At 35.8% G+C, this 26523-nt stretch carries 30 protein-coding genes; 8 read left to right on the top strand and 22 right to left on the bottom strand.

Translation table 11 applies throughout. From position 1 onward, the window contains the following. Positions 1 to 267 precede the first annotated feature (267 nt). Complete coding sequence (locus AN959_RS19770) at positions 268 to 1131, bottom strand: nucleotidyltransferase-like protein (protein ID WP_056833292.1); 864 nt, start codon at positions 1129 to 1131, stop codon at positions 268 to 270. Between the two features lie 214 nt (positions 1132 to 1345). Between AN959_RS19770 and AN959_RS19765 the strand changes: the two genes are divergently transcribed. Continuing rightward, entirely contained in the window at positions 1346 to 1690 is a 345-nt protein-coding gene (locus tag AN959_RS19765) for a YgzB family protein (RefSeq protein WP_053592040.1), read from the top strand. Between the two features lie 47 nt (positions 1691 to 1737). Here the strand turns inward: AN959_RS19765 and perR are convergent, their stop codons facing one another. The 3 genes from perR to bcp all read right to left on the bottom strand — a co-directional run bounded on the left by perR (position 1738) and on the right by bcp (position 3724). Beyond that, entirely contained in the window at positions 1738 to 2181 is a 444-nt protein-coding gene (gene perR / locus AN959_RS19760; RefSeq protein ID WP_056833291.1) for a peroxide-responsive transcriptional repressor PerR, read from the bottom strand. 113 nt (positions 2182 to 2294) lie between these two features. Beyond that, positions 2295 to 3239 carry a D-2-hydroxyacid dehydrogenase gene (locus AN959_RS19755; RefSeq protein WP_056833289.1) on the bottom strand — a complete coding sequence of 315 codons (945 nt, stop codon included), beginning with the start codon at positions 3237 to 3239 and terminating at the stop codon, positions 2295 to 2297. Positions 3240 to 3241: 2 nt separating this feature from the next. Continuing rightward, on the bottom strand, positions 3242 to 3724 hold the full coding sequence (gene bcp, locus AN959_RS19750) for a thioredoxin-dependent thiol peroxidase (RefSeq protein ID WP_056833287.1): 483 nt from the start codon (positions 3722 to 3724) through the stop codon (positions 3242 to 3244). Positions 3725 to 3917: 193 nt separating this feature from the next. Here bcp and AN959_RS19745 point away from each other — a divergent pair, with 193 nt between their 5' ends. Beyond that, positions 3918 to 5207 (top strand): glutamate-1-semialdehyde 2,1-aminomutase, encoded by a 1290-nt coding sequence (locus AN959_RS19745; protein WP_056833285.1) that lies wholly within the window; start codon positions 3918 to 3920, stop codon positions 5205 to 5207. 40 nt (positions 5208 to 5247) lie between these two features. Further along, positions 5248 to 6330: an aromatic acid exporter family protein gene (locus AN959_RS19740; RefSeq protein WP_053592035.1), complete on the top strand. Its 1083-nt coding sequence runs from the start codon at positions 5248 to 5250 to the stop codon at positions 6328 to 6330. 94 nt (positions 6331 to 6424) lie between these two features. Here the strand turns inward: AN959_RS19740 and AN959_RS19735 are convergent, their stop codons facing one another. The 10 genes from AN959_RS19735 to mutY form a co-directional block, all read right to left on the bottom strand. Then, entirely contained in the window at positions 6425 to 7318 is an 894-nt protein-coding gene (locus AN959_RS19735; RefSeq protein WP_156316875.1) for an ABC transporter permease, read from the bottom strand. Between the two features lie 22 nt (positions 7319 to 7340). Next, entirely contained in the window at positions 7341 to 8345 is a 1005-nt protein-coding gene (locus AN959_RS19730) for an ABC transporter permease (RefSeq protein WP_053592033.1), read from the bottom strand. A gap of 124 nt (positions 8346 to 8469) precedes the next feature. Next, entirely contained in the window at positions 8470 to 10113 is a 1644-nt protein-coding gene (locus tag AN959_RS19725) for an ABC transporter substrate-binding protein (RefSeq protein ID WP_056833283.1), read from the bottom strand. Positions 10114 to 10138: 25 nt separating this feature from the next. Beyond that, positions 10139 to 11122 carry an ABC transporter ATP-binding protein gene (locus tag AN959_RS19720; RefSeq protein ID WP_053592031.1) on the bottom strand — a complete coding sequence of 328 codons (984 nt, stop codon included), beginning with the start codon at positions 11120 to 11122 and terminating at the stop codon, positions 10139 to 10141. Then, the gene (locus AN959_RS19715) at positions 11097 to 12116 is read right to left on the bottom strand and encodes an ABC transporter ATP-binding protein (protein WP_056833281.1); all 1020 of its coding nucleotides are present in this window, start codon (positions 12114 to 12116) and stop codon (positions 11097 to 11099) included. Before AN959_RS19715 ends, AN959_RS19720 begins: the two co-directional genes overlap by 26 nt. 235 nt (positions 12117 to 12351) lie before the next feature. Further along, on the bottom strand, positions 12352 to 14103 hold the full coding sequence (locus AN959_RS19710) for an ABC transporter ATP-binding protein (protein ID WP_056833280.1): 1752 nt from the start codon (positions 14101 to 14103) through the stop codon (positions 12352 to 12354). Positions 14104 to 14160: 57 nt separating this feature from the next. Next, on the bottom strand, positions 14161 to 14700 hold the full coding sequence (locus AN959_RS19705; RefSeq protein WP_053592028.1) for a DUF402 domain-containing protein: 540 nt from the start codon (positions 14698 to 14700) through the stop codon (positions 14161 to 14163). Positions 14701 to 14835: 135 nt separating this feature from the next. Next, the gene (locus AN959_RS20850; protein ID WP_082461117.1) at positions 14836 to 15012 is read right to left on the bottom strand and encodes a gamma-type small acid-soluble spore protein; all 177 of its coding nucleotides are present in this window, start codon (positions 15010 to 15012) and stop codon (positions 14836 to 14838) included. A gap of 40 nt (positions 15013 to 15052) precedes the next feature. Further along, positions 15053 to 15799: an enoyl-[acyl-carrier-protein] reductase FabL gene (gene fabL, locus AN959_RS19700; protein WP_056833278.1), complete on the bottom strand. Its 747-nt coding sequence runs from the start codon at positions 15797 to 15799 to the stop codon at positions 15053 to 15055. After that, on the bottom strand, positions 15796 to 16863 hold the full coding sequence (gene mutY / locus AN959_RS19695) for an A/G-specific adenine glycosylase (RefSeq protein ID WP_056833276.1): 1068 nt from the start codon (positions 16861 to 16863) through the stop codon (positions 15796 to 15798). Before mutY ends, fabL begins: the two co-directional genes overlap by 4 nt. Before the next feature lie 123 nt (positions 16864 to 16986). Here mutY and AN959_RS19690 point away from each other — a divergent pair, with 123 nt between their 5' ends. Then, the gene (locus AN959_RS19690) at positions 16987 to 17979 is read left to right on the top strand and encodes a metal-dependent hydrolase (RefSeq protein WP_056833274.1); all 993 of its coding nucleotides are present in this window, start codon (positions 16987 to 16989) and stop codon (positions 17977 to 17979) included. A gap of 118 nt (positions 17980 to 18097) precedes the next feature. Here AN959_RS19690 and AN959_RS19685 read toward each other — a convergent pair whose 3' ends face one another. From AN959_RS19685 to recX, 3 genes are read right to left on the bottom strand one after another with little or no spacing between them, the layout of a single operon-like run. Next, on the bottom strand, positions 18098 to 18364 hold the full coding sequence (locus AN959_RS19685; protein ID WP_053592024.1) for a YfhJ family protein: 267 nt from the start codon (positions 18362 to 18364) through the stop codon (positions 18098 to 18100). Position 18365: 1 nt separating this feature from the next. Then, positions 18366 to 18695 (bottom strand): YfhH family protein, encoded by a 330-nt coding sequence (locus AN959_RS19680; RefSeq protein ID WP_053592023.1) that lies wholly within the window; start codon positions 18693 to 18695, stop codon positions 18366 to 18368. Next, positions 18688 to 19500 carry a recombination regulator RecX gene (gene recX, locus AN959_RS19675; protein ID WP_056833272.1) on the bottom strand — a complete coding sequence of 271 codons (813 nt, stop codon included), beginning with the start codon at positions 19498 to 19500 and terminating at the stop codon, positions 18688 to 18690. Before recX ends, AN959_RS19680 begins: the two co-directional genes overlap by 8 nt. A 98-nt stretch (positions 19501 to 19598) precedes the next feature. On the opposite strand from recX, the gene AN959_RS19670 reads away from it, so the two are divergent. The 4 genes from AN959_RS19670 (at position 19599) to AN959_RS19655 (ending at position 24151) form a co-directional block, all read left to right on the top strand. Further along, positions 19599 to 20495: a TIGR01777 family oxidoreductase gene (locus AN959_RS19670; RefSeq protein ID WP_056833270.1), complete on the top strand. Its 897-nt coding sequence runs from the start codon at positions 19599 to 19601 to the stop codon at positions 20493 to 20495. Between the two features lie 52 nt (positions 20496 to 20547). After that, entirely contained in the window at positions 20548 to 21354 is an 807-nt protein-coding gene (locus AN959_RS19665; RefSeq protein ID WP_056833268.1) for a polysaccharide deacetylase family protein, read from the top strand. A 160-nt stretch (positions 21355 to 21514) separates the two neighbouring features. Next, entirely contained in the window at positions 21515 to 22891 is a 1377-nt protein-coding gene (rlmD, locus tag AN959_RS19660; RefSeq protein WP_056833310.1) for a 23S rRNA (uracil(1939)-C(5))-methyltransferase RlmD, read from the top strand. Between the two features lie 120 nt (positions 22892 to 23011). Continuing rightward, positions 23012 to 24151: a zinc-dependent alcohol dehydrogenase gene (locus tag AN959_RS19655; RefSeq protein ID WP_056833266.1), complete on the top strand. Its 1140-nt coding sequence runs from the start codon at positions 23012 to 23014 to the stop codon at positions 24149 to 24151. A gap of 377 nt (positions 24152 to 24528) precedes the next feature. On the opposite strand, the gene AN959_RS19650 is transcribed toward AN959_RS19655, so the two are convergent. The 5 genes from AN959_RS19650 to AN959_RS19630 form a co-directional block, all read right to left on the bottom strand. Continuing rightward, on the bottom strand, positions 24529 to 24990 hold the full coding sequence (locus AN959_RS19650; protein WP_056833264.1) for a GNAT family N-acetyltransferase: 462 nt from the start codon (positions 24988 to 24990) through the stop codon (positions 24529 to 24531). Positions 24991 to 25085: 95 nt separating this feature from the next. Continuing rightward, entirely contained in the window at positions 25086 to 25514 is a 429-nt protein-coding gene (locus AN959_RS19645; protein WP_056833262.1) for an N-acetyltransferase, read from the bottom strand. A 3-nt stretch (positions 25515 to 25517) separates the two neighbouring features. Beyond that, the gene (locus AN959_RS19640) at positions 25518 to 25730 is read right to left on the bottom strand and encodes a hypothetical protein (RefSeq protein ID WP_056833260.1); all 213 of its coding nucleotides are present in this window, start codon (positions 25728 to 25730) and stop codon (positions 25518 to 25520) included. Positions 25731 to 25757: 27 nt separating this feature from the next. Further along, a complete protein-coding gene (locus AN959_RS19635; protein WP_056833259.1) occupies positions 25758 to 26036 on the bottom strand; it encodes a hypothetical protein in 279 nt (92 codons plus the stop codon). Between the two features lie 22 nt (positions 26037 to 26058). Beyond that, positions 26059 to 26502 carry a hypothetical protein gene (locus tag AN959_RS19630; protein WP_156350834.1) on the bottom strand — a complete coding sequence of 148 codons (444 nt, stop codon included), beginning with the start codon at positions 26500 to 26502 and terminating at the stop codon, positions 26059 to 26061. Between the last annotated feature and the right edge of the window lie 21 nt (positions 26503 to 26523).

Raw genomic sequence — 26523 nt, 5'->3', positions numbered from 1 at the left:
ATCCGACTAACCGAAGCTAGTCTATCAAGCTATATGTCTTAACGTTTTGCATGTTCAGTTTTCAATGTTCATGTTGTTATGTCGTTTTTTGCGACTTCTCTAATTTATCACCACTTGAGCGAAGAGTCAAGAAGTTTTTCAAAAAACTTTTTCGCCAATATTTTTTGTTTCGTTTTTGACGACGCTTATTATAATACAACTATCTCGATAGTTTTGTCAACAAAAAAACGAACAAATCTTTGTCCGTTTTTTTCAATCATCTAAAAATCAATTAACTTTATAGTATCTATGCATGATTTCATTGCTTTTGGTAGGTTGTTTTTCAATAGATATAAAACCTTTTTCTACTAAAAATTCTATAAAGACTTCTAAATCCACAGAGTAATTTTTTAATTCCTCCTGCTCATGAATCTCTTGGATTGTCCAATAATCTTTTGAAGCTAGCACCTCTAATATATGTTGTGCACCCTCTTTTATTCTAGAATGAATTAAAAATTCACTTGCTAAAAATAAGAGTTCTAATCTCTTTTCTATCGACTCTTCACTTGAAACAAGCTCATCGTATAATTTATAGATGGATGGATCTAACTGTTTCACTTGTTTCCAAACCATCACTTCTGGATGCATTCCATGTTCAAACACAGCCAAACGAGCTAAATGATGTAAAGACTCTACTATATGATTATAAGCATCTAAATAATTCAACTGCTCAAAAAACTGTTTACCCTCTAAGTATCTCTTACTTAATTTAGCGAATTCTATACCCATCCTTACTTTTCTTCCGTTAATCGGAAACTCTTGTAACTCTTTTTTCAATTCTTCTATATATTCATTTCTATCGAAGATTACTCTGCCATTAAGTAGCCAATCTACTAATTTAGGATTTGTTCCTAGCAGTAACCATTTTTTTAACTGTCTCTCAGTGATTACATGCATAGCAGCTTTTTTATCATTAAACGTATAATGCTTTGTAAAAATAGGATGTTCTGCTTCTTTAGTCAATATAAATAAAATAGAATCAAATGTATCTGTTATCGGACTAACCTCTTCACGTTTTTCTACAAATATAATACCTAGTGTATTAGGATCACTTGCTCTTTCTTGATAAATAGGTCTCAAAAGTGCTTCCAAAATTGTGCCTCCTTTGTTTCATTATATAGTTTTTCGACAACTATTTTATATCTCCTTCTATTAGTTCATTCAAAATATTATTTTAACATTAACGTCAAGAAGTCTAACATAGTTATGAGTTATCATGGGATATTAAGATAAGTAACTTGAAGTAAAAGGGAAGTAGTTCATAACAAAATATGATATAGTGGATTTAGAAATTAGGAGGATGAAAATGAAACCTTATAAAAACAAAATAAACCGAATACGTTCCTTTGCTTTGGGACTAATTTTCTTCGGATTCATCATTATGTATGGAGCAATATTCTTTCGAGAAAATGCTATTTTAGTAACTATTTTTATGACTCTCGGATTAATTTCTATTATAGCAAGCACAGCTGTTTATGGGTGGATTGGTTTACTATCTACTAAAGCTGTACAAGTTGTTTGTCCGAATTGCGGAAAACATACAAAGGTGTTAGGGAGAGTTGATATGTGTATGTATTGTAAAGAACCATTGACACTGGACCCATCACTCGAGGGTCAAGAATTCGATCAATCTTTAAATAGAAAGAGATAACTATAGATAAAATAAAAAACCGAGCGAAATGTTTTCGCTCGGTTTTCTTATTGTACATTCGTTGCCTGCTCTTTACACGTTGGGCATGTTCCATATATCTCCATGCGGTGTGAACTAACTTCAAATCCAGTTAAATGGGAAGCTAAATGCTCTACTTCATCTAATCCAGGGTAATGAAAGTCTACAATTTTCCCACATGAATTACAAATCATATGATAATGATCATTTGTTATGAAATCAAATCTACTAGATGAGTCTCCATAAGTAAGTTCTTTAACTAACCCAGCTTCTCTAAATACACGTAAGTTGTTATACACTGTTGCAACACTCATGCTAGGGAATTTACTTTCAAGTGCTTTATATATATCGTCCGCAGTTGGATGTGACATTGATTGGATAATAAATTCCAATATCGCATGGCGTTGAGGTGTAATACGTACACCAGTAGATTTTAATGTATCTAAAGCATCTCTTAAATGTACTTCCGTCATCGCAATGCACCTCTCTTCATATTTATTCTTAGTTTGTAATTGTTACAATAAGTATAAGGAAAAAGAGCATTGAATGTCAAACTTTACAGTATTAAAGGGAATATGTACTACTATTAGTATCCTCTTTCCAAATCAATAACGTTTTTAAATGAAGTATCACCATTAAGCCACTTCGTTAAATTCTCAGTAAAAATATCGAGTGCACGGATGACATATTGAGAAGAATGACTGGAAACATGGGGAGAAACGACTACATTCTCCATTTTCCAAAAAGGATGATCTTCTTTTAGCGGTTCATTTTCAAAAACATCTAACACCGTGTATGCAATGCAGTTATTTTGTAATGCCTGTAAAAGCACTTCCTCTTTTACTACATCTCCTCTTCCGAAATTCATAAAGATAGCTGTACGTTTCATACAATGAAAATGCTCAGAGGTTAATAAATTCCTTGTTTCTTCAGTACTTGGTAGTATAGATATAACAATATCTGCTTTAGGCAGTGCTTTTTTTAGGTTAGAAAAAGAAACCATCTCATTCATAAAATCGGCTTGTTCTCCGCTACGGTTGCACCCTATTGTATGGACGCCGAAAGCCTGGAGGATTCTTCCGACCTCACCTCCGATTGCACCAGGTCCTAAAATCAATGCAGTTGAATCAAATAGCTCTGATGAAGACACTTTCTTTGACCATAAACTATCCCTTTGGTTTTGAGCAATAATCGGAAGTGATTTTTTTATGGATAATATATGCGCGACAATTGACTCTGCCATCGGAATTTTATGAATGCCTCTAACATTTGTCACAAGTATATTACGACTTGCTATTTCCTTCAAAGGCATCTTTTCTAACCCAGCCGAAGCTACCATAATCCATTTTAATCTATCTGCCAGTTCTATATGAGATACATTTAAATCTTCACCATACGTTACAAATATATCAGCATTTCGCAAGGTTTCTTCATCAAAAGGTTTTTGAAAATAAAATTTTTCATTTGGGAATCTTTGTATTAAGTTTGCTTGTTGCTCTGGTTTAGGTAGAAAAGAAAATAATATGTTCATTTTTATTCTCCACTTGTCACAATTTGTTTCAATATATCCAACGCTTCCTCTACATGACCATCTACCTTTACTTTACGCCATTCTTTTATAACAGTTCCCGTTGGATCAATTAGAAATGTAGATCTTTCAATTCCCATAAATTCTTTACCAAACATCTTTTTTAATTTCCATACTCCATATGCTTCCGACACTTCATGAGTATCGTCAACTAACAAAGAGAATGGTAAACCATGTTTCTCAATAAATTTCGTATGATCTTTTTCATTATCTGCACTTACACCAAGAATAACCGCATTTAAATCAGCAAAGGCTTCATGTGTATCTCTAAAATCACAAGCTTCTGTGGTGCAGCCTGGAGTAGAGTCTTTCGGATAGAAATACAAAACAACGTACTTCTTACCAGCAAAATTGTCTAATGATATTATTTCTCCTGCTTCATTTTTTAATGAAAATTTTGGTGCTATCATACCTTCTAGTGTTTGCATATCGATTCCTCCCCTTGGTATTGCCTTTATAGTATCGAAGTTTTCCAGTAAGTTCAATTTTCTTTAGCCTTTTTCATAAAAATTTACTACAATTAAAATGGATAGCTTTGCCGAGGTGACTGGACAGTGGCTCGTTCATAACGTTATACTTTCATTTCAGTAAAGCAAGACAAATCAAGCGGAGGTTTTACAATTGGAACGAATTAAATCTGAACAAATACATAGTGAAGCACTTGAACATATCGTAGGTGGCGTAAACAGCCCATCTAGATCATATAAAGCCGTTGGTGGTGGAGCACCAACTGTCATGGATAGAGCAGAAGGCGCTTATTTTTATGACGTAGACGGTAATAAATATATCGATTATTTAGCAGCTTATGGACCTATTATTACTGGACACGCGCATCCACATATTACTGAAGCAATTACAAAAGCAGCTCAAACAGGACTACTTTATGGTACTCCAACAAAACATGAAGTGACGTTTGCAAAGATGTTAAAAGAAGCAATACCTTCTTTGGATAAAGTACGCTTTGTAAACTCAGGTACAGAAGCAGTAATGACTACCATACGTGTAGCACGTGCATATACAGGAAGAACGAAAGTGATGAAATTTGCTGGTTGCTATCATGGTCACTCAGATTTAGTTTTAGTGGCAGCAGGTTCGGGGCCAGCTACACTTGGTACACCAGATTCCGCAGGAGTTCCTAAAACTATTGCTGAAGAAGTGATTACCATTCCATTTAATGATCCAAAAGCTTATGAAGAAGCTATGCAAAAATGGGGTGAAGAATTAGCTTGTATTTTAGTTGAACCGATTGTTGGAAACTTTGGTATGGTAGAGCCAAACGAAGGATTTTTACCACTTGTTCACAAGATTGCAAAAGACAAAGGTACACTTGTCATCTATGATGAAGTAATCACAGCTTTCCGTTTCCATTATGGAGCTGCTTCTACTATGTTAGATCAGACTCCAGATTTAACTGCACTTGGTAAAATAATCGGTGGTGGCCTTCCAATTGGAGCATACGGTGGGAAAAAAGAAATCATGGAACAAGTAGCTCCACTCGGACCTGCTTACCAGGCAGGAACAATGGCAGGTAATCCTGCGTCTATGCAAGCAGGGATTGCTTGTTTAGAAGTTTTACAACAACCCGGTGTATATGAAGAATTAGATAGACTGGGTGGAATATTAGAAGAAGGTATTCTAGAAGCCGCAGAAAGAAATAATATAATAATCACCATTAATCGAATAAAAGGTGCACTTTCTGTTTATTTTACCGATGTAAAAGTAGAAAACTACGACCAAGCAGAAGCGACAGATGGTGAAATGTTCGCCAAATTCTTCAAACTTATGCTCAATGAAGGTATTAATCTTGCACCTTCTAAATACGAAGCGTGGTTTATTACAACTGCACACACAGAAGAAGATATTAATAATACAATTGCTGCAGTTAACAAGGCTTTCGCACAATTAAAGTAAAAGTTACATGAAACCTGCAAAAATGAAAGGATAGGATTAAATGAAATTAGGAGCTCGCGTATTCAAAACTGGAGTAGCGATTGTTTTTTCATTATTCATCGCAGATTTACTCCAGCTTCCTAGCCCTGTTTTTGCGGGAATAGCTGCGATATTTGCAGTTCAACCTTCAATATATAGATCCTATTTGACTGTTATTGAACAAATACAATCGAATTTAATCGGAGCTGCAATAGCTGTTATTTTCGCCTTAGTATTTGGAAATCACTTTATTGCAGTCGGTTTTGCTGCAATATTTGCTATTATGATTATGCTGAAGTTTAAACTTGAAAAAACAATTTCTTTAGCTCTCGTAACCGTTATTGCGATAATGGAAGTTCAAAGTGATGACTTTTTAACATTTGCTTTAATACGATTTTTAACAATTCTTGTCGGAGTCGTATCTGCATTTGTGGTGAATTTAATATTTATACCTCCTAAATTCGAAACGAAATTGTTTAATGCCATTCACTATACGCAAGATGAGATTATACGATGGATACGAATTGCTGTAAGACATGCGTCCGATCATAGCTCTACAAAACAAGCAATTAATCAAATACAAGATCGATTAACTCGTATAGATCAGATTTATTCATTTTTTAAAGAAGAACGTGGCTATTCTAAAAAAGCAACATATACAAAAGGAAGAAAATTAGTTATCTATAGAGAACTAATCTCCGTTTCCTATAAAAGCTTGGATGTCTTAAAAAGACTTCATCTCCATGAGAACGAGTTATTAGAACTTCCCGAACATTTTCGAATGATGATCAAGGAACGTTTAGATTCTCTCCTAACTTATCATGAACAGCTTCATTTGAAGTTTATAGGGAAGTTAAAACCAGAGCATATAGAATGGAATGGTTCACAAGCGTTCATTCAAAGACAAGAAGTTATGGATATTTTTGTCCAACAAATTGCGGTTACTAAAATTGAAGAGGAATTTTCAACTTATCACTTACTTCATATACTATCCAATATTTTAAAATATGAAGAGCAATTAGAACACATCGATACACTAATTACTTCGTATCAAAACTATCACAGCTCTGAACTTACTGTACAAATAGAAGAAACACCATATTAGGAAGTATGAAAACATGCCTACCATTGTAGGTTGTGCAAGAGATTAGACTGCTACTGAAAAAACGTGTCACCTATTTATCTAGGTGACACGTTTTTTAGTTTTTCATTCGAGGATCCAAAGCATCTCGGAGTCCATCTCCCATTAAATTAAAACCAAGTACTGTTAGCATAATCGCAAGGCCTGGGAAAATCATTGTCCATGGTGCATTACGTAAAAACATTCGAGCATCCGCTAACATTTTTCCCCATTCTGGTGCAGGTGCCTGCGCTCCAAGACCAAGAAAACCTAAAGCTGCTGCTTCAATAATCGCCGATGCAATGGCTAATGTACCTGCAACAATTACAGGAGCCAGCGAGTTCGGAAGAATATGAGAAAATAATATTCTTATGTCTTTCATCCCTATCGCTTTGGCAGATGTTATGTATTCCTCCTCTTTAATACTTAAAACTTTTGAGCGAATGAGTCGACCAAAGTTAGGGATATTAATAATTGCGATGGCAATCAATGCATTACGTAGGGAAGGACCTAATACAGAAACAACTGCAATAGCCAATAATATACTTGGAAATGCTAGCATTACATCAAAAACTCGGGATATAATCATATCCACCCATTTTCCATAATAACCTGCAATAATCCCAAGAATACTACCTACCACTACGGAACCAATAACAGAGAAAAAGCCTACTCCAAGTGAAATTCTTGCTCCGTGTATAATACGTGAAAAAATATCTCTACCAAAATCATCTGTCCCAAACCAAAATTCACTGGATGGCGGAAGCAATCGATGATCTTTTATGGACTGTTCATTAATCCCTTGGGGTGCTAACCACGGACCAAATACAGCTAAAAACACGAAGAAAAGAACTATCACTGCTCCAACTAGCGCTACTTTGTTTTTACTAAAGCTTCGCCAAGCATCACGCCAAGGGCCAGTTGACGTTTCTTTTACAGTACCTACTGCTTCATTTATCGTGTTTGGAACCATTTCGGACATCCTCATTCCTCCTTTAGTCGTATTTAATCCTTGGATCAATTAAACCGTATAAAATATCAACAAATAGATTAATCATGACAAAAATAAACGCAACAATTAATATTCCAGATTGTATGACAGGATAGTCACGGAACTGAATTGCATCATAAATATAACGTCCAATACCAGGCCACCCAAAAATAGTTTCTGTTAATATCGCTCCACCAAGTAACAGACCCATTTGCAAGCCGATAACTGTTAATACTGGAATGATGGCATTCTTCAACGAATGCTTATAAACAACCCAAAACATTTTTTGCCCTTTTGCTCGAGCAGTTCGAACATAATCAGCTCTCATTACTTCTAACATACTAGAACGAGTCATTCGTGCAATAATGGCCATTGGAATAGTTGCAAGTGCAATACCCGGCAATACTAGATGTTTTAACACGACACCCAGCTGATCAAAACGACCATTCAAAATCGTATCTAATACATATAAGTTCGTGACAGATGAAACTGGATTCCTAACATCTTCTCTACCTGTCGTAGGGAGCCATTGAAATTCTATTCCAAATATCCATTGTTCCATCAAACCTAACCAAAAGATTGGCATCGATACACCTATTAACGCTAAGATCATTGCAAAGTAATCAAACCAAGAGTTTTGGAACCAAGCAGAGATAATTCCAGCATTCACTCCAATAATGACCGCAATAATAATGGCAAACAGAGCCAATTCAAATGTTGCCGCTAAGTATGGCCAGATCTCTTTTGCAACTGGTTGAACTGTTCGCATCGATTCTCCTAGATCTCCTTTTAGGAGACCAAATAAGTAATCAAAGTATTGCGTATACCATGGATTATTTAATCCGAGTTTTATTTCTAATGCTTCTATCGCTTCTTTTGATGCTAATTGCCCTAATATAACCTGAGCAGGATTCCCAGGGATAGCCCGTATAATCATAAAGACAACAAATGTCATACCAAGCAAAACAGGGATTAATTGTAATAATCTTTTTCCGATATAGTGAAGCATTGTCTTCACCTCTCCTTATAAATAAAAGCACTGGAATCTAGTTAGTTTCTAAGTAGTAAGGCTATTCTCTCTAAATTAATATAGAAAAGGGAGAAATCACGAAGACCTCTCCCCTTCAAGCTTATTACTTAAAGTCGACTTTCGTTAATTTATCAGATCCAGTAGGATGTGGTAAAAAGTCTACCAATTCTGCTTTCCCTGCTAGTAATGGAGTTGAGTGTGCAAGTGGTACCCAAGGAGCATCTGCAAATATGATTTCTTGAGCTTGCTTATACAATTCATTACGTTTATCTTCGTCAACTTCTGTTTGTGCTTCAATTAGGATGTTGTGTAGATCGTCGTTGCTATAGTAAGTGTAGTTATTGCTTCCAATATTATCTTTGTCCAGTAATACATAAAGGAAGTTATCTGCGTCTCCGTTATCACCAGTCCAACCTAACATGAATGCATCCGCTTCTCCGTTACGAGCTTTTTCTAAATAAGTCGCCCACTCAAAGGAAACGATTTTCGCTTTAACACCGATATCCTCTAAGTTCTTTTGAATAGCCTCAGCCACCTTAGTTCCATCTGGCATATATGGTCTTGGTACAGGCATTGCCCATAATTCCATTTCAAAGCCATCCGCAAATCCTGCTTCTGCTAAAAGTTCTTTTGCTTTTGCTGGATCGTACTCATAACCTGGAATATCATCATTGTATCCACTAATAGAAGATGGCATTGGGTTTTTCGCAACTTCCGCACGACCCTCGAAGAAAGCATCTACGATAGCTTGTTTGTCAATTGCATGGTTAATCGCTTGTCGAACTTTTACATTATCAAATGGAGGACGTGTAGATGTAAGACCTAGATATCCTACGTTCATAGATGGGCGTTCAAATAGTTGTAGAGTTGAATCACCTTCAACTGTTGCACCATCTGCTGGATTTACTCCATCAGCTAAATCAATTTCACCTGTAAGAAGCGCATTTAAACGAGCAGAGTTATCTGGAATAGAGCGGAAAACAACTTTATCAAGCTTTGGAAGTCCTTCAGCCCAATAATCCTCAAATTTTTCAACAGTTATTGAATCATTACGCTTCCATTCAACAAATTTAAATGGACCTGTACCTACTGGATTGTCTCCAAAAGCATCTCCTGCAGATTCCAATGCAGTCGGACTAGCAATTCCAAAAGGACTCATTGCAATATTTTTTAAGAACGGTGCTTGTGCACGTTTTAATTTAAAGATAACTGTGTAATCACCTTCTGCAGTTACAGATTCAATTACATGACTTTCATCTCCTACAAAACCACCAAACATAGAAGCATAGTATGGGAATTTTTCTTCCGAACCATTTGCCCAACGTTCAAAGTTTTTTACTACAGCTTCTGCATTAAAGTCTGTTCCGTCGTGGAACTTAACCCCTTCACGTAGAGTAAATGTATAAGTAAGTCCGTCTTCTGAAGGCTCCCATTTTGTAGCTAATCCTTCATTAATCGTTGTATCTTGTTCCCCAAAGTTCAAAAGTGTTTCAAACACGTTTTGTGTAACTTTGAAGGATTCCCCATCTGTTACTGCGGCTGGATCCAATGAAACGGAATCTCCACCACGTCCAAAAATAAGTACTTTGTTGCCAGTAGATGCTGATTCCCCTTCAGTAGCACCTTCATTCTCTTTGTCTGTTTTGCTAGTGCCTTCTGATGAATCACCTGAAGAACATGCTGCAAGAACTACTGTTAGAGCTACTAACATTAGCAACAAAAATGACCATATTTTCTTCTTTCCCATATTAACCCCTCCGTAAAATATATTATCAATGTTGGACTGCCTCTTTATATAAATGGCAGGCAACAAAATGACCTGTTTTTACTTCTTCTAACTTCGGTACAACGGTTGTACAAACATCCATCTTATAAGGACATCTTGTGTGAAACGTACAACCTGTCGGCGGATTTGAAGGACTCGGAATATCTCCTTCTAATATAATTTGTTCCCTTTTAAACTCTGGGTCTGGAACAGGAACTGCAGAAAGCAGCGCCTTTGTATATGGATGTAGTGGCTCTGCGTAAAGAGATTCACTTGTCGCAAGCTCAGCCATTTTACCTAAATACATAACGCCAACGCGATCACTTATATGCCGCACCACCCCTAAATCATGTGCGATAAAGATGTACGTTAGCTTTAGTTCTTTCTGTAAATCTTGCATGAGATTAAGTACTTGCGCTTGAATAGAAACATCAAGAGCGGACACCGGCTCATCTGCAATAATTAACTTTGGATTTGTCATTAATGCTCTAGCAATCCCAATCCTTTGGCGTTGCCCTCCACTAAATTGGTGTGGATACCTTTTTGCATGGTAACTACTTAGTCCAACGATTTCTAAAAAATCATAAACTTTCTTCTTACGGCTTTTAGCATCGCCAATGTTGTGGACAATGAGAGGCTCCATTAAAATCTTCTCAACTGTATGACGAGGATTTAATGATGCATAAGGGTCTTGAAAAACCATTTGAATCTCTCTACGTGCTTTTCTCATTTCTGAACTAGAAATATTCGTAAGTTCTTTTCCATCAAAAGTTACTTTACCTTCAGTCGGCTCTAGTAATCTCATAAGCATTCGACCAGTAGTAGACTTGCCACAACCAGACTCCCCTACAATACCGAGTGTTTCACCCTCATTAACATAAAAAGATACATCGTCCACTGCTTTTACGTAACCCGATTGTCTTCCTAATAATCCCGAATGAGTAGGAAAGTACTTTTTCAATCCTTCAACTTGTAGCAGCGGTTTTGTCATGTACTCCAACCTCCTTTTCATCGTATAAGAAACATCTTGTTTTATGACCTTCGGAGGTTTCATATAAAGGAGGACTCTCTACCGTACATCGACCGAACACTGATTCACAACGTGCAGCAAACCGGCATCCTTCTTTAATCGTCCCAGGTTTTGGCACATTTCCTGGAATTGAATAAAGTCGTTGTTTTTTGAAACGCATATCGGGAACTGATGCTATTAAACCTTTCGTATATGGATGTTGTGGATTATTGAAAATAGTCTCAACCGATCCCTCTTCTACTACCTTTCCAGCATACATAACAACAACTCGCTCACAAGTTTCTGCTACAACTCCTAAATCATGTGTAATTAATATAACTGCCGTATTTAATCGCTCATTCAAGTCTCTCATTAACTTTAATATTTGCGCTTGTATCGTTACATCTAATGCTGTAGTTGGTTCATCGGCAATGAGTACCTTTGGATCACATACTAATGCCATAGCAATCATAACCCGCTGTCTCATACCACCTGAGAGTTGGTGAGGATAATCTCGCATCAATTCTTCTGTCCTCGGCAATCCTACCAACTTCAACATTTCAATCGCTCTAGCTTTCGCCTGCTTTTTGCTCCAGTCCTTTTTATGTAATGTTATTGCTTCTATTAGCTGATTTCCTATTGTGAATAAAGGGTTCAATGATGTCATAGGCTCCTGAAAAATCATCGCAACATCATTTCCACGAACATTTCGCATTTCCTTCTCCGTAAATTTAGTTAAATCTTTTCCTCTAAATAGAATTTGTCCGTTTGTTATTTTCCCTGGAGGACTAGGCACCAAGCCCATGATTGAAAGAGAAGTGACACTTTTACCGCAACCCGATTCGCCTACGATTCCTAATATCTCTCCTTCTCTGACATGAAAATCTACATAATCAACGGATGGTATAACACCATCATCAGTGAAAAAGGAAGTTTGAAGATCTTTCACTTCTAAAATTACTTGACGATTTTGCATGTTGTGCTCCCCCTTTCTAAATAGTCTTATTTTTCTATCTTATCTTACTATATTAAATATTCTACACAATTTAAGTTAGTATGCAATACCTTTATTAAAGTTGATGTATCCTTACTCATATATAACTTCCAATTTAATCTGTATTTTCATACAATTATATAAATATCCATTCGACTATCTTTTATAGCAAAAAACACCCTATAAGTTAATATTCACTTATAGGGTGTTTCCTTATTTAATTTACTGTATCTAAATGTTGTATTTGAAAAAGGTTATAATATACACCTTTATGATTCATTAAGTTATGATGATTTCCATTTTCAACTACTTCACCATTTTCAATTACAAATATATTATCAGCATGAGTGATAGTAGAAAGTCTATGAGCAACGATAATAGTAGTACGATCTTTCGCAAGTCGTTCTAATGAGTCTTGGATTAAAGCCTCACTCTCTAAATCTAATGCAGAAGTCGCCTCATCTAGAACTAAAATTGCAGGATTTTTTAAAAACACTCGTGCAATTGCTACCCGCTGTTTTTGTCCACCGGAAAGTTTTACTCCACGTTCTCCAACTTTTGTTTCATAGCCTTCTGGTAACTCCATGATGAAATCATGTGCATTAGCAGCCTTAGCCGCTTCAATAACCTCTTCATCTGTAGCATTTGGATTACCCATTAATATATTTGATTTTACCGAGTCACTAAACAAAATATTATCCTGCAATACGATTCCGATATGCTTCCTTAAGGATTCAATAGTTACATCCCGAACATCTTGTCCATCAATTTGGACACTGCCACTTGTCACATCATAAAACCTAGGGATAAGACTAATAATAGTAGATTTCCCTCCACCGCTCATTCCGACAAATGCTACTGTTTCACCAGCGTTGACGTGAAAATCTACGTGATTTAAGATGGTAGTTCCTTCTTTATCATATTGAAATGACACATTAGAGAATGTAACATTACCAAGTGAGCGATCTATTGTGGTCGCTCCTTTTTTATCAACAATATCGTATTGTTCATCCATCAATTCAAAAACTCGATCCATAGATGCAAATGATTGAGTTAACGTTGTAGATGAATTAACTAATCGTCGCAATGGGCTGTACAAACGTTCAATATATGCAATAAAAGCAGCCATCGTTCCCACAGATAATCTTCCGTTGATTGCTTCATATCCTGCATATGCTATCACTAGTAATGGTGCAATATCGGTTATTGTATTCACAACAGCGAATGCCTTCGCATTCCATATCGTTTGGTCGACCGCTTTATCTAAAAACTCCCCATTTGCTTCGTTAAATAGTTTTTGTTCATGCTTCTCCAAAGTAAACGTTTTAATAATACTCATACCTTGTACACGTTCATGTAAATAGCTTTGGACTCCTGCTAATGCCTGCGAACGTTTTCGTGTGAGATCGCGTAGTTTGCCAAAAAAGTATTTCACACTAAATGCGTAAAATGGAAATGCTAATAAAGTAACAATAGTCAACTTTACATTCATTGTGAGCATTATTCCGATTGCAATAAGAATAGTAGCTAAATCTAACCAGACATTCATCAAACCAATCATGACAAAGTTTTTTGTTTGTTCTACATCATTTATAACTCTGGAAATAACTTCTCCAGCTCGTGTATTCGAGTAATACTTTAAACTTAGTTTCTGCAGATGAATATATAGTTTTTGACGTATATCATATAGTATTTTATTACTCACAAGTTGAGCCAAATATTGTCGATAATACTCGATTGGTGGACGAACTATTAAAAATACTAATGCAGTCCCTCCTAGCCAATAAACCAACTGCTTCATCTTTTCCTCATAGGCCATGTTCTCGTCAATAATATCGTCAATCACTATTTTAATAAGTATTGGTATAAATAAAGGTATAGCAAATTTGATAATACCAATGACAATCGTTAATAATATTTGAAGGTTATATGGTTTCACAAATTGCATATACCGCTTCATCGAACTCATAGAATTACTCCCTTTCAAAATTGCAAAAACCTGTTGTATCTCTCAACAGGTTTTCGTCTACTCATTTAACTGTTTATAAAAATGGTAACGACTTGTCCACGCTTCTATAAAATCAGGAGCAAATGGACCTCTTCTTTGCTTTATCCAAGAAATTAGTTTCTCTATATTCCGATCAAGAATCCCATCTATCTCTTTTGGATAATTCATTTCTTTTTTATGCTGCTCGTACTCATCTTCATCTAGAATCGTATAGGTCATGTCTGGAAAGACCTTTACATCTAAATCATAATCAATGTATTTTAACCGTTGATTATTATAGACAAATGGCGAACTCATATTGATGTAATAATATACACCATCTTCTCGAAGCATACAAATAATGTTGAACCAATGTTCTGCATGAAAGTAACAAATTGATGGCTCTCGTGTAATCCAGGTTCTTCCGTCCGCCTCAATTACAAGAGTTCGCTCATTTGCTCCTATTACAATATTTTTGGTGCCTTTTAAAACCATCGTTTCCTGCCAGACACGGTGGATGCGGCCATTATGCTTGTAGCTGTGAATTTGAATAATTTCTCCTTCGGTTGGAATCGCCATGATTTAGCCACCTTCTTTTCATCAAGCGCAATATAGAATTTTAACTTATTTACTTATTATAGCAATCCATACAAAAAAACTGTAGTAAAAAAATCAGCGAAGGCAAAATGCCTTCGCTGATCTTGGTGAATCCACTTATTTATTTGAGTTAAAAGAACGATTTGCTTTTGGACCGCTAGCTTGTTGTTTTTTCATCTCCGCTTGACGGTTTTGTTCTTTTACGTTTTGAATATCAGTTTCTGCCGCAAACTCTTGACTCTTGTTTGATTGGTTACTGTTATTCTTTTTCATGGATTTCACCTCCGTACACATATATCATGTGCTCTTTAGGTGTTAATATTCATATGATTATTTACATTTTTATCGATCTTCCGCCGTCCACAATTATCGTTTGTCCTCTAATCATCATGGAATCATCAGATAATAAAAACATCGCCGTTTTCACCATATCCTCGATTTCCACCATTCTCCCAGCAGGAGTATTTATTCGAGCATCTTCTAATAACTCTTCACGATTTGGAAAATGTTTCAGTGCATCTGTATCTAATGCTCCACCAGAAACCGTATTTACAGAAATTCCTTTTGGGGCTAATTCAACAGCTAAATATCTTGTAAGGGATTCGATTGCTGCTTTTGAAACGCCAACTGTCGTGTAATTTTCGAGATAACGAATCGAACCAAGTGAACTGATCCCAAGTATTTTCCCACCGTTATCCATTAATTTTGCCGCTTCTTGTGCCCCAAAAAGCATTCCTTTCGCATTAATATTCATTGTCCAATCCCAATGAGACTCTTCCAAATCCATAATTGGTCGTAATACGCCAGAAGCCGCATTGCTAACAAAGATATCTAAACGGCCAAACTCTTCTTTTACAGTTTGAAACATTGCTCGTAGTTTTTCTATATCTCCCACATTCGCACGAACAAGAAGTGCTTTTCTTCCTAATGCTTCAATCTCTTGTACTGTTTCAAGTGCTGCCGATTTACTTCTTGCATAGTTAACAACAATATCATATCCATTTTTAGCAAGTTCAATAGCTAGTGCTTTTCCTAAACCTCTACTGCTTCCCGTTACTAGTGCAACTTTTCTTGTTGTCATTGTTCCAAATCCCTTTCTTTCCATGCGTTCCATACTTTCAAAACTGGAACTGGCATTGGTTGATTTTCTACTTCTTCCTTAGTGAACCATTTGCAGTTATCTGGTAGTCCTTTATCTTTTGTTAGCTGCGCTGCATAACTCTCCATTTCCCACGTTAAATGTGAAAAGATATGCTTAAAGGTAAGTATTTCTTTCCCTTTTATAATACTAATTCGATAATCATGCTCGATTACCTCTTCTACTGTATGATTAGTAGTAGGTAGCTCTACCATTGGGAATTGCCACATGTTCGCTAACAATCCTTTACTTGGACGCTTTTCCAAAAGGACTTTCCCATCTTTTTCAATGACAACTGCTTTCATTTTATGTATTTTAGATTTTTTGTTAATTGTTTTAACTGGAAGTTCTTCTTGCATTCCTTCAAAAAATGCTGAGCAATATTCTCTTACAGGACAAAGTAAGCATTTTGGTTTAGTTGGTGTACATATCACTGCTCCTAACTCCATCAATCCTTGATTGAATGCAGAAGGATTCTCCCTATCGATTAACTCCATGACAGCCTCTTCAAAAACTTTTTTAGTTTTTGGTTTGGCAATATCTTCTTTTATCAATAAAAGACGGGAAAGCACTCTCATAACATTTCCATCTACTGCATGCTCAGGTACGCCATACGCGATACTTAATACTGCTCCTGCTGTATATGGGCCAACACCTTTTAACTTAGATATTTCTTTTCTAGTGGAGGGAACGTTACGATCATAATACTCCACCACCTCTTTTACTCCAGCCTGTAAGTTACGGGCTCTGGAATAATACCCCAAACCTTCCCATTCCTTTAATAATTCTTCTTCATCTGCGTTCGCTAATGACTCCAGTGAAGGATATTTTGCAATAAATCTTTCATAATAAGGAATAACGGTATCCACTTTTGTTTGCTGTAGCATAACTTCTGAAACCCATATTTTATAAGGGTCTTTTGTTTTACGCCAAGGTAAGTCCCGTTTTTCTACCTCAAACCAAGAAACTAATGCATTTCGTACTTGTTTTTTGTATAATTCGTTCAATGTAAATTCCTTCCTTGCGATTATTGTCATTTATAATCGGGTATATGTTAGTGTGAGCTTTGTTATTTATTCGATTTTATTTTATGATTAATTCAACTTGTTGTCCAAAAAGGAGATGGTTAAGTGGATACAGGTACACATATTGTAATGGGTATAGCTCTCGGAGGCTTAGCACTTGCCGACCCCGTAGTTGCTAGTAGTTCCCTTACTACTACTGCTGTGATTGCTGGAACTATTATAGGTTCCCAAGCACCAGATATTGATACAGTGTTAAAATTACGCAATAATGCGGTATATATAAGACATCACCGTGGGATTACTCATTCCATACCAGCAGTCATTTTATGGCCTTTACTAATTTCATCCGTACTTTGGTTGATTATACAAGAAGCAAATTTCTTGCACCTTTGGCTGTGGACATTTTTAGCTGTTTTTCTACATGTGTTTGTAGACATTTTTAATTCCTATGGTACACAGGCAATCCGGCCTTTTTCAAGGAAATGGGTAGCACTGGGTGTTATAAATACTTTCGATCCGATAATTTTTGGCTTACATGTACTAGGCTTGCTACTATGGATGTTTGGTGCTAATCCAGTTCCAACCTTTCTTATTATGTACGCAGTAATCGTTTGTTATTATATTTTACGATTTGCAGTACAAGCAGCGGTTAAAAATGCAGTCAAACATACCATTCCGGATGCCGATCAAATAATAACCGCTCCAACCATGCGCTTCTTCCAGTGGCGTGTAGCTGCTCTCTCCAAAACACACCATTATGTTGGACGAGCATATGGACGCTCCATTACTATTTACGATAAATTCGAACGAGTTCCCATACCTGACTCCCAATTGGTAAAGGCAGCCTTAAAAGATAAAAACTTAAGCGCTTTTCTTTCTTTTTCACCAATCTATCGTTGGGAAATCACGAAGTTTGATCAATTACACGAAGTACGCCTGATTGATTTGAGATATCGTAGTAATGACTATTATCCATTTGTGGCAGTAGCACATTTGAATGAAGATCTTGAGATCGTCAATTCTTATACGGGTTGGATATTTAGTGAAGATAAACTTCGAAAAAAATTAGACTTTATGCCAATTGATGAAATAAAATAGAAACGCTAGGAAATTAATTTCCTAGCTTTTTTTATTTTGGCTTTGTTTGACTCATTGTAAGAATCAGTGTTTTTTGTATTCTCAATTTAAAAACTTTCCGTAATAAATAACAGAGCCTTTAATTTAAGAAATCATCTACTTCCAAAAGATGCTTATACTTTTCATTCGAGCTAGCAAATTCATGCAATTGGTCACCATAACCTTCTATCCATTTTTTGATGACCATTTCAGTGACTGCTGCACCTTTGTAATCATATCCTGCTTTCGCATAAGATGATTCAAAATCTGACCAAAGCAGTTCAATCCATGCTCTTGCCTTTGCAGCAGAAAGTTTATCGTTTTTTTCAATTAGCTGTTGTGTTAAAGTATCTATTTTATCCTGCATCTTATTTTCCTTCCTTTAGAGGCAATAATAACGAAATTGGTAATGCTTCTTCATACTTGTCTCCACCTAATCTGTATCCCCAGGCAAATCTTCCTTTAAGATACTCCACTTGAAAAAATATTCCTGGATCACTTGAGATACGGTACATTTCACCTGGTTTAATAGAAGCTGGATCAGTTAGAAACGCTTGAGCCATTGTAGCTTTTCTTTCATATACTGCATATTCATTTACAATACCTAATTGTTCTGCTTTTCTTGCTTTCTCTTTCAGTCTAGCGATTTCAGTTCGTAATTCTTGTTCTGTCATATCACTATATTTTTTCTCAATCATCCTGTTGTTCCAGCTCCTTTTTCTCTATAAATAAATCGATTTGCTCTCCGGGAAATCCTTTTAAGTATAGTGCTTGTTTTACCCTGTTCCTCAAATCATATCCCGTATATTTCGATACATATTTTCTCCAAACTTTGTCACCCTGAGTTGAAATAATATCTTCCCATTCTTCCTGTTCTTTTTCGAGTTCAAAAGATTCTATTGCTTGGGAAATAATCGAGAAGTTGTAGCCTTTTCGTTGTAATGCCTCTTGCACCTTTTGTTTAATTTGCCTTGGTGTTTTATCGGAATTTTGGTTAATTATTTTTTCGGTCAGTGTTCGAGCAATTTTCAATTGTTCGTCTTCTGTATAAGTTGCTAAAACCTCTTCTTGTAATTCTTTTTCAATTCCTTTTTTCTTTAATTCTTGGCGTATAGCTGAAGGACCCTTTTTACTGTTTTTCTTTTGAGTCGCGACTAATGCTTTCGTAAAACTCTCATCATTTAAAAAGCCATGCTCGTATAGCTTTCGAATTGCTTCTAACACTACTGCTTCTCCAAAATCACTCGTTAATAATTTTTTCTTTACCTCATGCTCACTTCTCATACGATAACTCAAAAAGTTGATTGCTTTATTATAAGCCTTTCTTACTTCATCATCAAAAACGATTTCATCGATTGTAAAAGCTTCTATCACTTTCCCTTTTGTAAGCTGATACTTAATCAAAACAGCTTCATCTACACTAAAAGCATATTTTTCATCCAAATATAAATTATATCGTTCTTTATTATTTTTTTGACGACCTATCTTTGTAATAATCGGCATTTAGTAAACCTCTCCATTCATCCCTACTATTATACCGTATATTTTAATAGGTGATAACTCTGGAGAATGTTAAGATATTCCATAAAGGAGGGCTGAATATGAAAATAGCTATTACTGGAGGTACTGGATTTGTAGGTAGTGAACTAACTAACCTACTCGTTCAAAAGGGACATGAGGTATTTATTTTAACTCGTTCACTCAACAAAGACATAAATAATGTTTCATTTGTAAAATGGTTATCAGGCAATTCCTTACCTGAAAAAAAGCTGGAAGGAATTGATGCAATCGTAAATCTTGCTGGTGAGTCCATAAATAATGGAAGATGGGCCGTTGAACAAAAAAAGAAAATCTACGAAAGTCGAATGCAAGCAACAGATGAAGTTATTCGAATACTACATGCATTAGAGCATAAACCAAAAGTTCTTGTAAATGCTAGTGCAATTGGCATTTATCCTGCCTCGGAAGATATAACATATACCGAAAACTCACTCGTAGTTGGAACAGACTTTTTAGCGAAAACAGTTCAAGACTGGGAAGTTAAAGCACAAACAGCTGAACAACTAGGAATTAGAGTTGCTTATGGAAGATTTGGAATCATCCTAGGGAAAAGTGAAGGCGCACTTCCACTGATGGCTCTTCCGTATAAACTATTTGTTGGAGGACCTATCGGCTTGGGTAAAAATTGGATGTCGTGGGTTCATGTCAGAGATGTTGCAAAAGCTCTACTGTTTGCTATAGAAAATAACATACATGGCCCTTTTAATGTCGCAGCACCGGATGCAAAAAGAATGAATGAGTTTGGCAAAATATTAGCGAGCGTATTAAATAGACCCTATTACTTCCCAGTACCTTCTTTTGCGTTAAAACTTGCCCTTGGTGAAAAAAGCCAACTTGTTTTGGAAGGTCAACATGTCTTACCGGAAGTCTTAATAGAAAATGGATTTGTTTTTGATTTTCCAAATCTGAGTAAAGCACTAACAGATATTTATCCATGAATAAATAAAAACCACTAGCGCAACCTACTTAAAAAAGGAGGTTGTGTTTTTCATGTGGAAATACCATGTATTTGGAATAGTATTAGCTGCATTTGTCATCAGTATGGGGCTCTTCTATCAACCCTTCTCTGCGCAATCCAAAGAAATACATTGGGGATTGAAGAAAGCGACAAACGAAATTCCAGCAGAAGCAGGTTCAGAATTAGATGCAATGCTTGAAAGAAATGGGGCTATTTACAAAGGTCCATCAGATAAAAAAGTTCTCTATTTCACTTTCGATAATGGCTATGAAAACGGATATACAGAAAGTATCTTAGATACGCTAAAAAAAGAAAATATTAAAGCGACATTCTTTCTTACAGGACATTATCTAGAAAGTGCTACCCCACTAGTTAAACGAATGATTGAAGAAGGCCATCAAATTGGAAACCATTCTTATGGTCATCCGAATTTAGCTAAGCTTTCAAAAGAAGGTGTTAAGAAAGAATTGCAAAAGTTTGACCAACGATTAAGCGAGCTAACCACCCTAAAAAGAACTACCGTTACTCGCCCTCCAGAAGGAATCTTTAATGAACAAGTATTACAAGCTGCAAACGAAATTGGCCATCAGCATATATTTTGGTCCATTGCTTTTATCGATTGGCATAAGGATGTGAAGAAGGGCGGTAAATACGCTTACGATCAATTAATGTCTCAAATTCATCCTGGTGCAATCATTCTAATGCACACTGTTTCACCTGATAATGCAGAAGGTCTTCCTATGTTCATTCAAGAAGCAAGAAAAATGGGATATACATTTGGAACAATAGACGAATTAAATATGAATAATCTGGATATTCCGATTGATTTGCAACCTTAAAATTGTCCTTTATAATAGAAGCAAGATTATAAAGTGAAACTTCATTCACAGTAATGGAATGTTAGTTGAAACAATCGGACTTTTACTTTTAGTTAATCCCCACCGGAGTGATGAAGTGGGGATTTTACTGCTAGTTAAAGCGGATAAAGGACGTGAAGGAATGACAGAACAAACAGTAATACAAGTAGGACAAGAATTTCCTCTAACGATAAAAAGACTTGGAATAAACGGCGAAGGTGTAGGTTTTTTCAAACGAAATGTTATTTTTGTTAAAGGTGCTTTACCTGGCGAAGTAATAACAGCTCAAGTGACAGAAGCTAAGGCAAAATATGCAGAAGCAAAAATCAAAAAAATCCGTCAGGCTTCCCCTGATCGTGTAGTTCCACAATGTCCAGTTTATGAAGCATGCGGTGGTTGTCAGCTTCAGCATATGAGTTATGGGAGACAGCTAATCGAAAAAAGAGATCTTGTTATCCAAGCACTAGAACGTTATGTCAAAGACTTAGCACCAACTATTGATGTAAAACAAACTATTGGCATGGATAACCCGTTGAATTATCGAAATAAGAGTCAGTTTCAGGTAAGAAGCGTAGGAAATAAAGTTATCGCTGGATTATATGCCGAAAGCTCAAACAAATTAATTGATATCAATGAATGTATTATGCAACACCCAGTGACTACACATATCACAAATGAAATTAAAGGCTTCCTGCATAAACTGAACATTCCTATATACGATGAAAAGAATCCAAATGGAATAGTTCGTACGATTGTTGTTCGTACAGGTGTAAAAACAGGGCAAATCCAAGTAACACTTGTTACTACTAAAAAGAAAATGCCTCATAAAGAGGAACTTGTTCAACTAATTCGTGGAATTGATTCTAATATTGTGTCCATTAGTCAAAACATTAATGCAGAAAAAACATCACTTGTTTTTGGTGATACAACATTCAATTTATTTGGAAAAGAAACGATTCATGAAAAACTTGGAGAATTGGCTTTTGATTTATCAGCTAGAGCATTCTTCCAACTAAATCCGGAGCAAACTGAAAATTTATACACTGAAATAGAAAAAGCGGCTGCTCTTACGGGAAATGAAACAGTAGTAGATGCCTATTGTGGCGTTGGAACAATCGGACTTTGGCTTGCAAAAAATGCGAAGGAAGTTCGTGGAATGGATATAATAGAAGAATCTATTCAAGATGCTAAAAAGAATGCTAAACGGAATGGCTTCACTAATACAAAGTATGTTCACGGAACTGCGAAACAATGGCTAACAAAATGGAAAAACGAAGGTTTTGTTCCAGATGTTTTAACCGTCGATCCACCACGCACAGGTCTTGAGGATGAATTTATCAAAACCGTTTTAGCTATCAAACCAAAACGTTTTGTATACACTTCATGTAATCCTTCCACTCTTGCAAAAGATCTTCAGCAGCTGACAAATCTTTACGATGTGAAATATATTCAGCCAGTAGATATGTTTCCTCAAACTTCACATGTTGAGGCAGTAACTCTACTAGAATTAAAGAACTAAAAATAAGCCAGAGAATCTGTTTAAGATTCTCTGGCTTTTTAGCATCTTCTTAATTATTGGTTTTGTTTTTTCAAATTGGGTTATTACTATTAATGAGACACTTTTAAAGGAGGAGATTTTTTGAAAGCAGTCACTTTCCAAGGAGCAAAGGATATTAAGGTAAAGGAAGTACCCGATCCAATAATTGAAAAGAGCGATGACATTATCGTACGTATTACGACTACTGCCATTTGCGGTTCTGATTTGCATATTTATAGAGGTGCTACGCCTACACGTAAGGACTATGTGATTGGCCATGAACCTATGGGAATTGTAGAAGAAGTAGGACCTGATGTTACAAAAGTTAAAAAAGGTGACAGAGTTGTTATTCCTTTTAACATTTCCTGTGGGGAATGTTTCTATTGTCAAAATGAAATGGAAAGTCAATGTGACAATTCAAATGAAAATCCAGCTATAGATTCAGGTGCTTATTTTGGCTTTACCGAACGCTATGGTAATTATCCTGGTGGACAAGCAGAATTTTTAAGAGTGCCCTATGGTAATTACATGCCTTTTAAGATTCCAGAATCCTGCGAATTAGAAGATGAATCCTTATTATTTATTTCGGACGTTCTTCCTACAGCTTATTGGAGCATTGAAAATTCTGGAATGAAAGCAGGCGATACTGTTGCAGTACTTGGTTCTGGACCAATCGGACTGATGGTACAGAAATTTGCCTGGATGAAAGGTGCAAAGCGAGTTATTGCTGTTGACCATGTACCTTATCGTTTAAACCATGCGATCAAAATGAACAATGTGGAAGCATATAATTTTGATGATTTTGATGACATGGGAAGCCACATTAAGGAAATTACAAATGGTGGAGTAGATGTTGTTATAGACTGTGTCGGTATGGATGGGAAAATGTCCATGATAGAAAAAGTAGAACAAAAGCTTAAGCTTCAGGGTGGAACTCTGAGCGCTATTGATATTGGCTTAAATTCAGTAAGAAAGTTTGGAACTATCCAATTAACTGGCGTTTATGGATCTCTTTATAATATGTTCCCACTAGGTAATATTTTTGAACGAAACGTAACTTTAAAAATGGGACAAGCCCCGGTTATTCACTATATGCCTATGCTATATGAAATGATAGCGAACGGCGAGATTGATCCACGCGAAATTATTACACATAGAGTTCCTCTAGAAAAAGCAAGCGATGCATACAAAACATTCCACGATTTTGAAGAAGAAAGTATTAAGTTTGTCTTGAAGCCATAAACAATAAATAAGAAAATCGTTGAAACGGCTCCCTTTCCACGGTAGTGTTGCCTTTTCCAACGATTTTCTTTAAATACTAATTGAAAAAATTTAAGTTATAAATATTTGCACTATTTAATGGCATGAGGTTTTCTACTAGAAAAGCGAATAATATTTGATTGGAGTGGAAGGCGGCGACTCCAGCCGGAATAGCAAATGTTTTCTGCACCGAAAGCGAAGCGCAGGTGCATGAGCTGAAGACCCTGGACTGAGCGAGCGAGGGAAGCGGCTGAAGCCATGCCGGCGGAACGCGTCCGCCTGAAACGAAAATTAACGGATCCAAAATAAAGACTCGATCTATCCTATATAAAAATAAATTCGAGTTTGTCTACAGTCTGTTATTTTTCATAACCTAAATTTAATAAATGTGTGGAACCAGGATATGCTTCACTTTCTTCAAAACCATATGCTTGATAAAAATTTGCTGCTTGTTTTGTATCAGTGTTTAATACAAGAACTCTATAATAATTCTTCGCCTCGTATATAATCTGTCTTAATAATAATGTCCCTATAGCTTTTCTTCTATATTCTTTTCCTACATAAAATCTTCTCATTCTTCCAACTTGTGTATCATTAGAAAGAGGGTCATTATTAAGACCGCCTACCGCTATTAAGGAATTATTCTCATTATAAACTCCATAAAGAGATTCACCATGCTCACTAAAAGTATTAGTTCCCTCATTATAATCATTAACTAGTCTTTCAAGAAAACGGAATCCATCCGTTTTACTCTCTTCTACGAGATGGGATAATTCGCTTATAACTAAATTTTCTATTTTACTTATTCTAAAGTCTCCCATCTATTCACCTCCATAGCTCAGAAAAAATTTCCGTATCTATCTTTCAAACCAAGCAGAATAATTACTTTAACGATAAGCCAAATATCCAACTAAATTTAGTCGTTAGCTACTCTTTTATCATTAGTAAACTCACACATAAAACGTTCAACGCCTGGATATTTTTCTCCTAAACTCGTAATCTCAAATCCACACTTTCGATAAAATTCAACTGCATCCCTATCGGTTTCGGCATGAATAGAACAAGAAGAATAGTGAGCACAAATAAAATTAATCATTTGGCTCCCTATTCCCTTTCCTCTTTCACTAGGTGATACAGCGATGTGTTTTATTTCAATAGTATTTGAGCTTATAATTTCAATCCCAATACAACCAATTATACTTTCTTTTAACTCAAGCCCATATAAATTTCGTTCATTTGAAGACACGTATTTTTCATATTCTTGATTAATCTTATCCACAGAAGTCGCAAAAGACAGAAGCTGCCTTAGTTCTGAATGTATCGATTTGGCACTAATTTTTATCAATTGTTACCTCCTGTTCGTCGTTCCACTCTTTTCTTCCACACTTATTTTTTTTAGCTCTATAAGCCCGCTTATAAACGAAGCAAACCCTCCCATTCCTATTATTACTGGAAGAAAGGAAACAGTAGACATTGTATCATTTATCATTAAAAAATACATTATATAGAAGAACAAAACAAGGCTACTAGTAGCTCCTATTATTACACTTATTTTTCTCATAGTTATTCACCCTTCGACACTGCGGTATTAGAAAAATAGAATAAATGAAATAACAAAATATACAATACCTAATCCTATTTCCGTAAGTACAACCTTTCTTTTAGCTTTGTGATAATAACTTTCAATACCGTCTACTGTAGAGCCAATGCCTCCCATAACAAAGACAAAGCTTAGTATAGAAATATCCAAGTCGTTAACTATTGCCATTATTAAAAAGATAACCATTGCCAAGAGTATAAAAAATCTCGTAAACAAAATGGGCTTAGAACTTTTCTTTCTGTTCACTTTTTCAATGAATAATTCCATTAAACTTACCTCGTGTCATTTATTAATTGCTTTTATTAGTATTCCTATTTTCAAACATTCCAATCATTATGGATAACCCTGCGACAATTGCTGGAATACCTAGTTCATTTATCCGGTGTAACCAAAAAGGAATAGGAACAGTAAAATTAGATAAATCAGGAGTTGTATATTTTACAATAGTGAATATAACTGGGCTATAAAATGCAATAAGCAAACTTGGTAAACTTACACATAATAATAATGGCCAATTTATATTAACTGCCCAAGTTTTGATAAATAGTAGTGATATATATAAGCCAAATATTAAAAATATAGTTGCATTGAACCAAAAAAAAGGAAGCATGTCGAACGTTATTGCGCTATTATCTCGAATTCTTTGCCGTAAAAAGGAACTTAATAATGTCAAAGCAATTAAACCAACAACCCAACATAATTTCCAAGCGTAATTTGACCAATTAGTACGCATATGAAATCCCCCTATCATAAT

The organism is Psychrobacillus sp. FJAT-21963, from assembly GCF_001420585.1.
Classification (GTDB): domain Bacteria; phylum Bacillota; class Bacilli; order Bacillales_A; family Planococcaceae; genus Psychrobacillus.
This window is presented reverse-complemented; position numbering and strand designations above follow the sequence as displayed.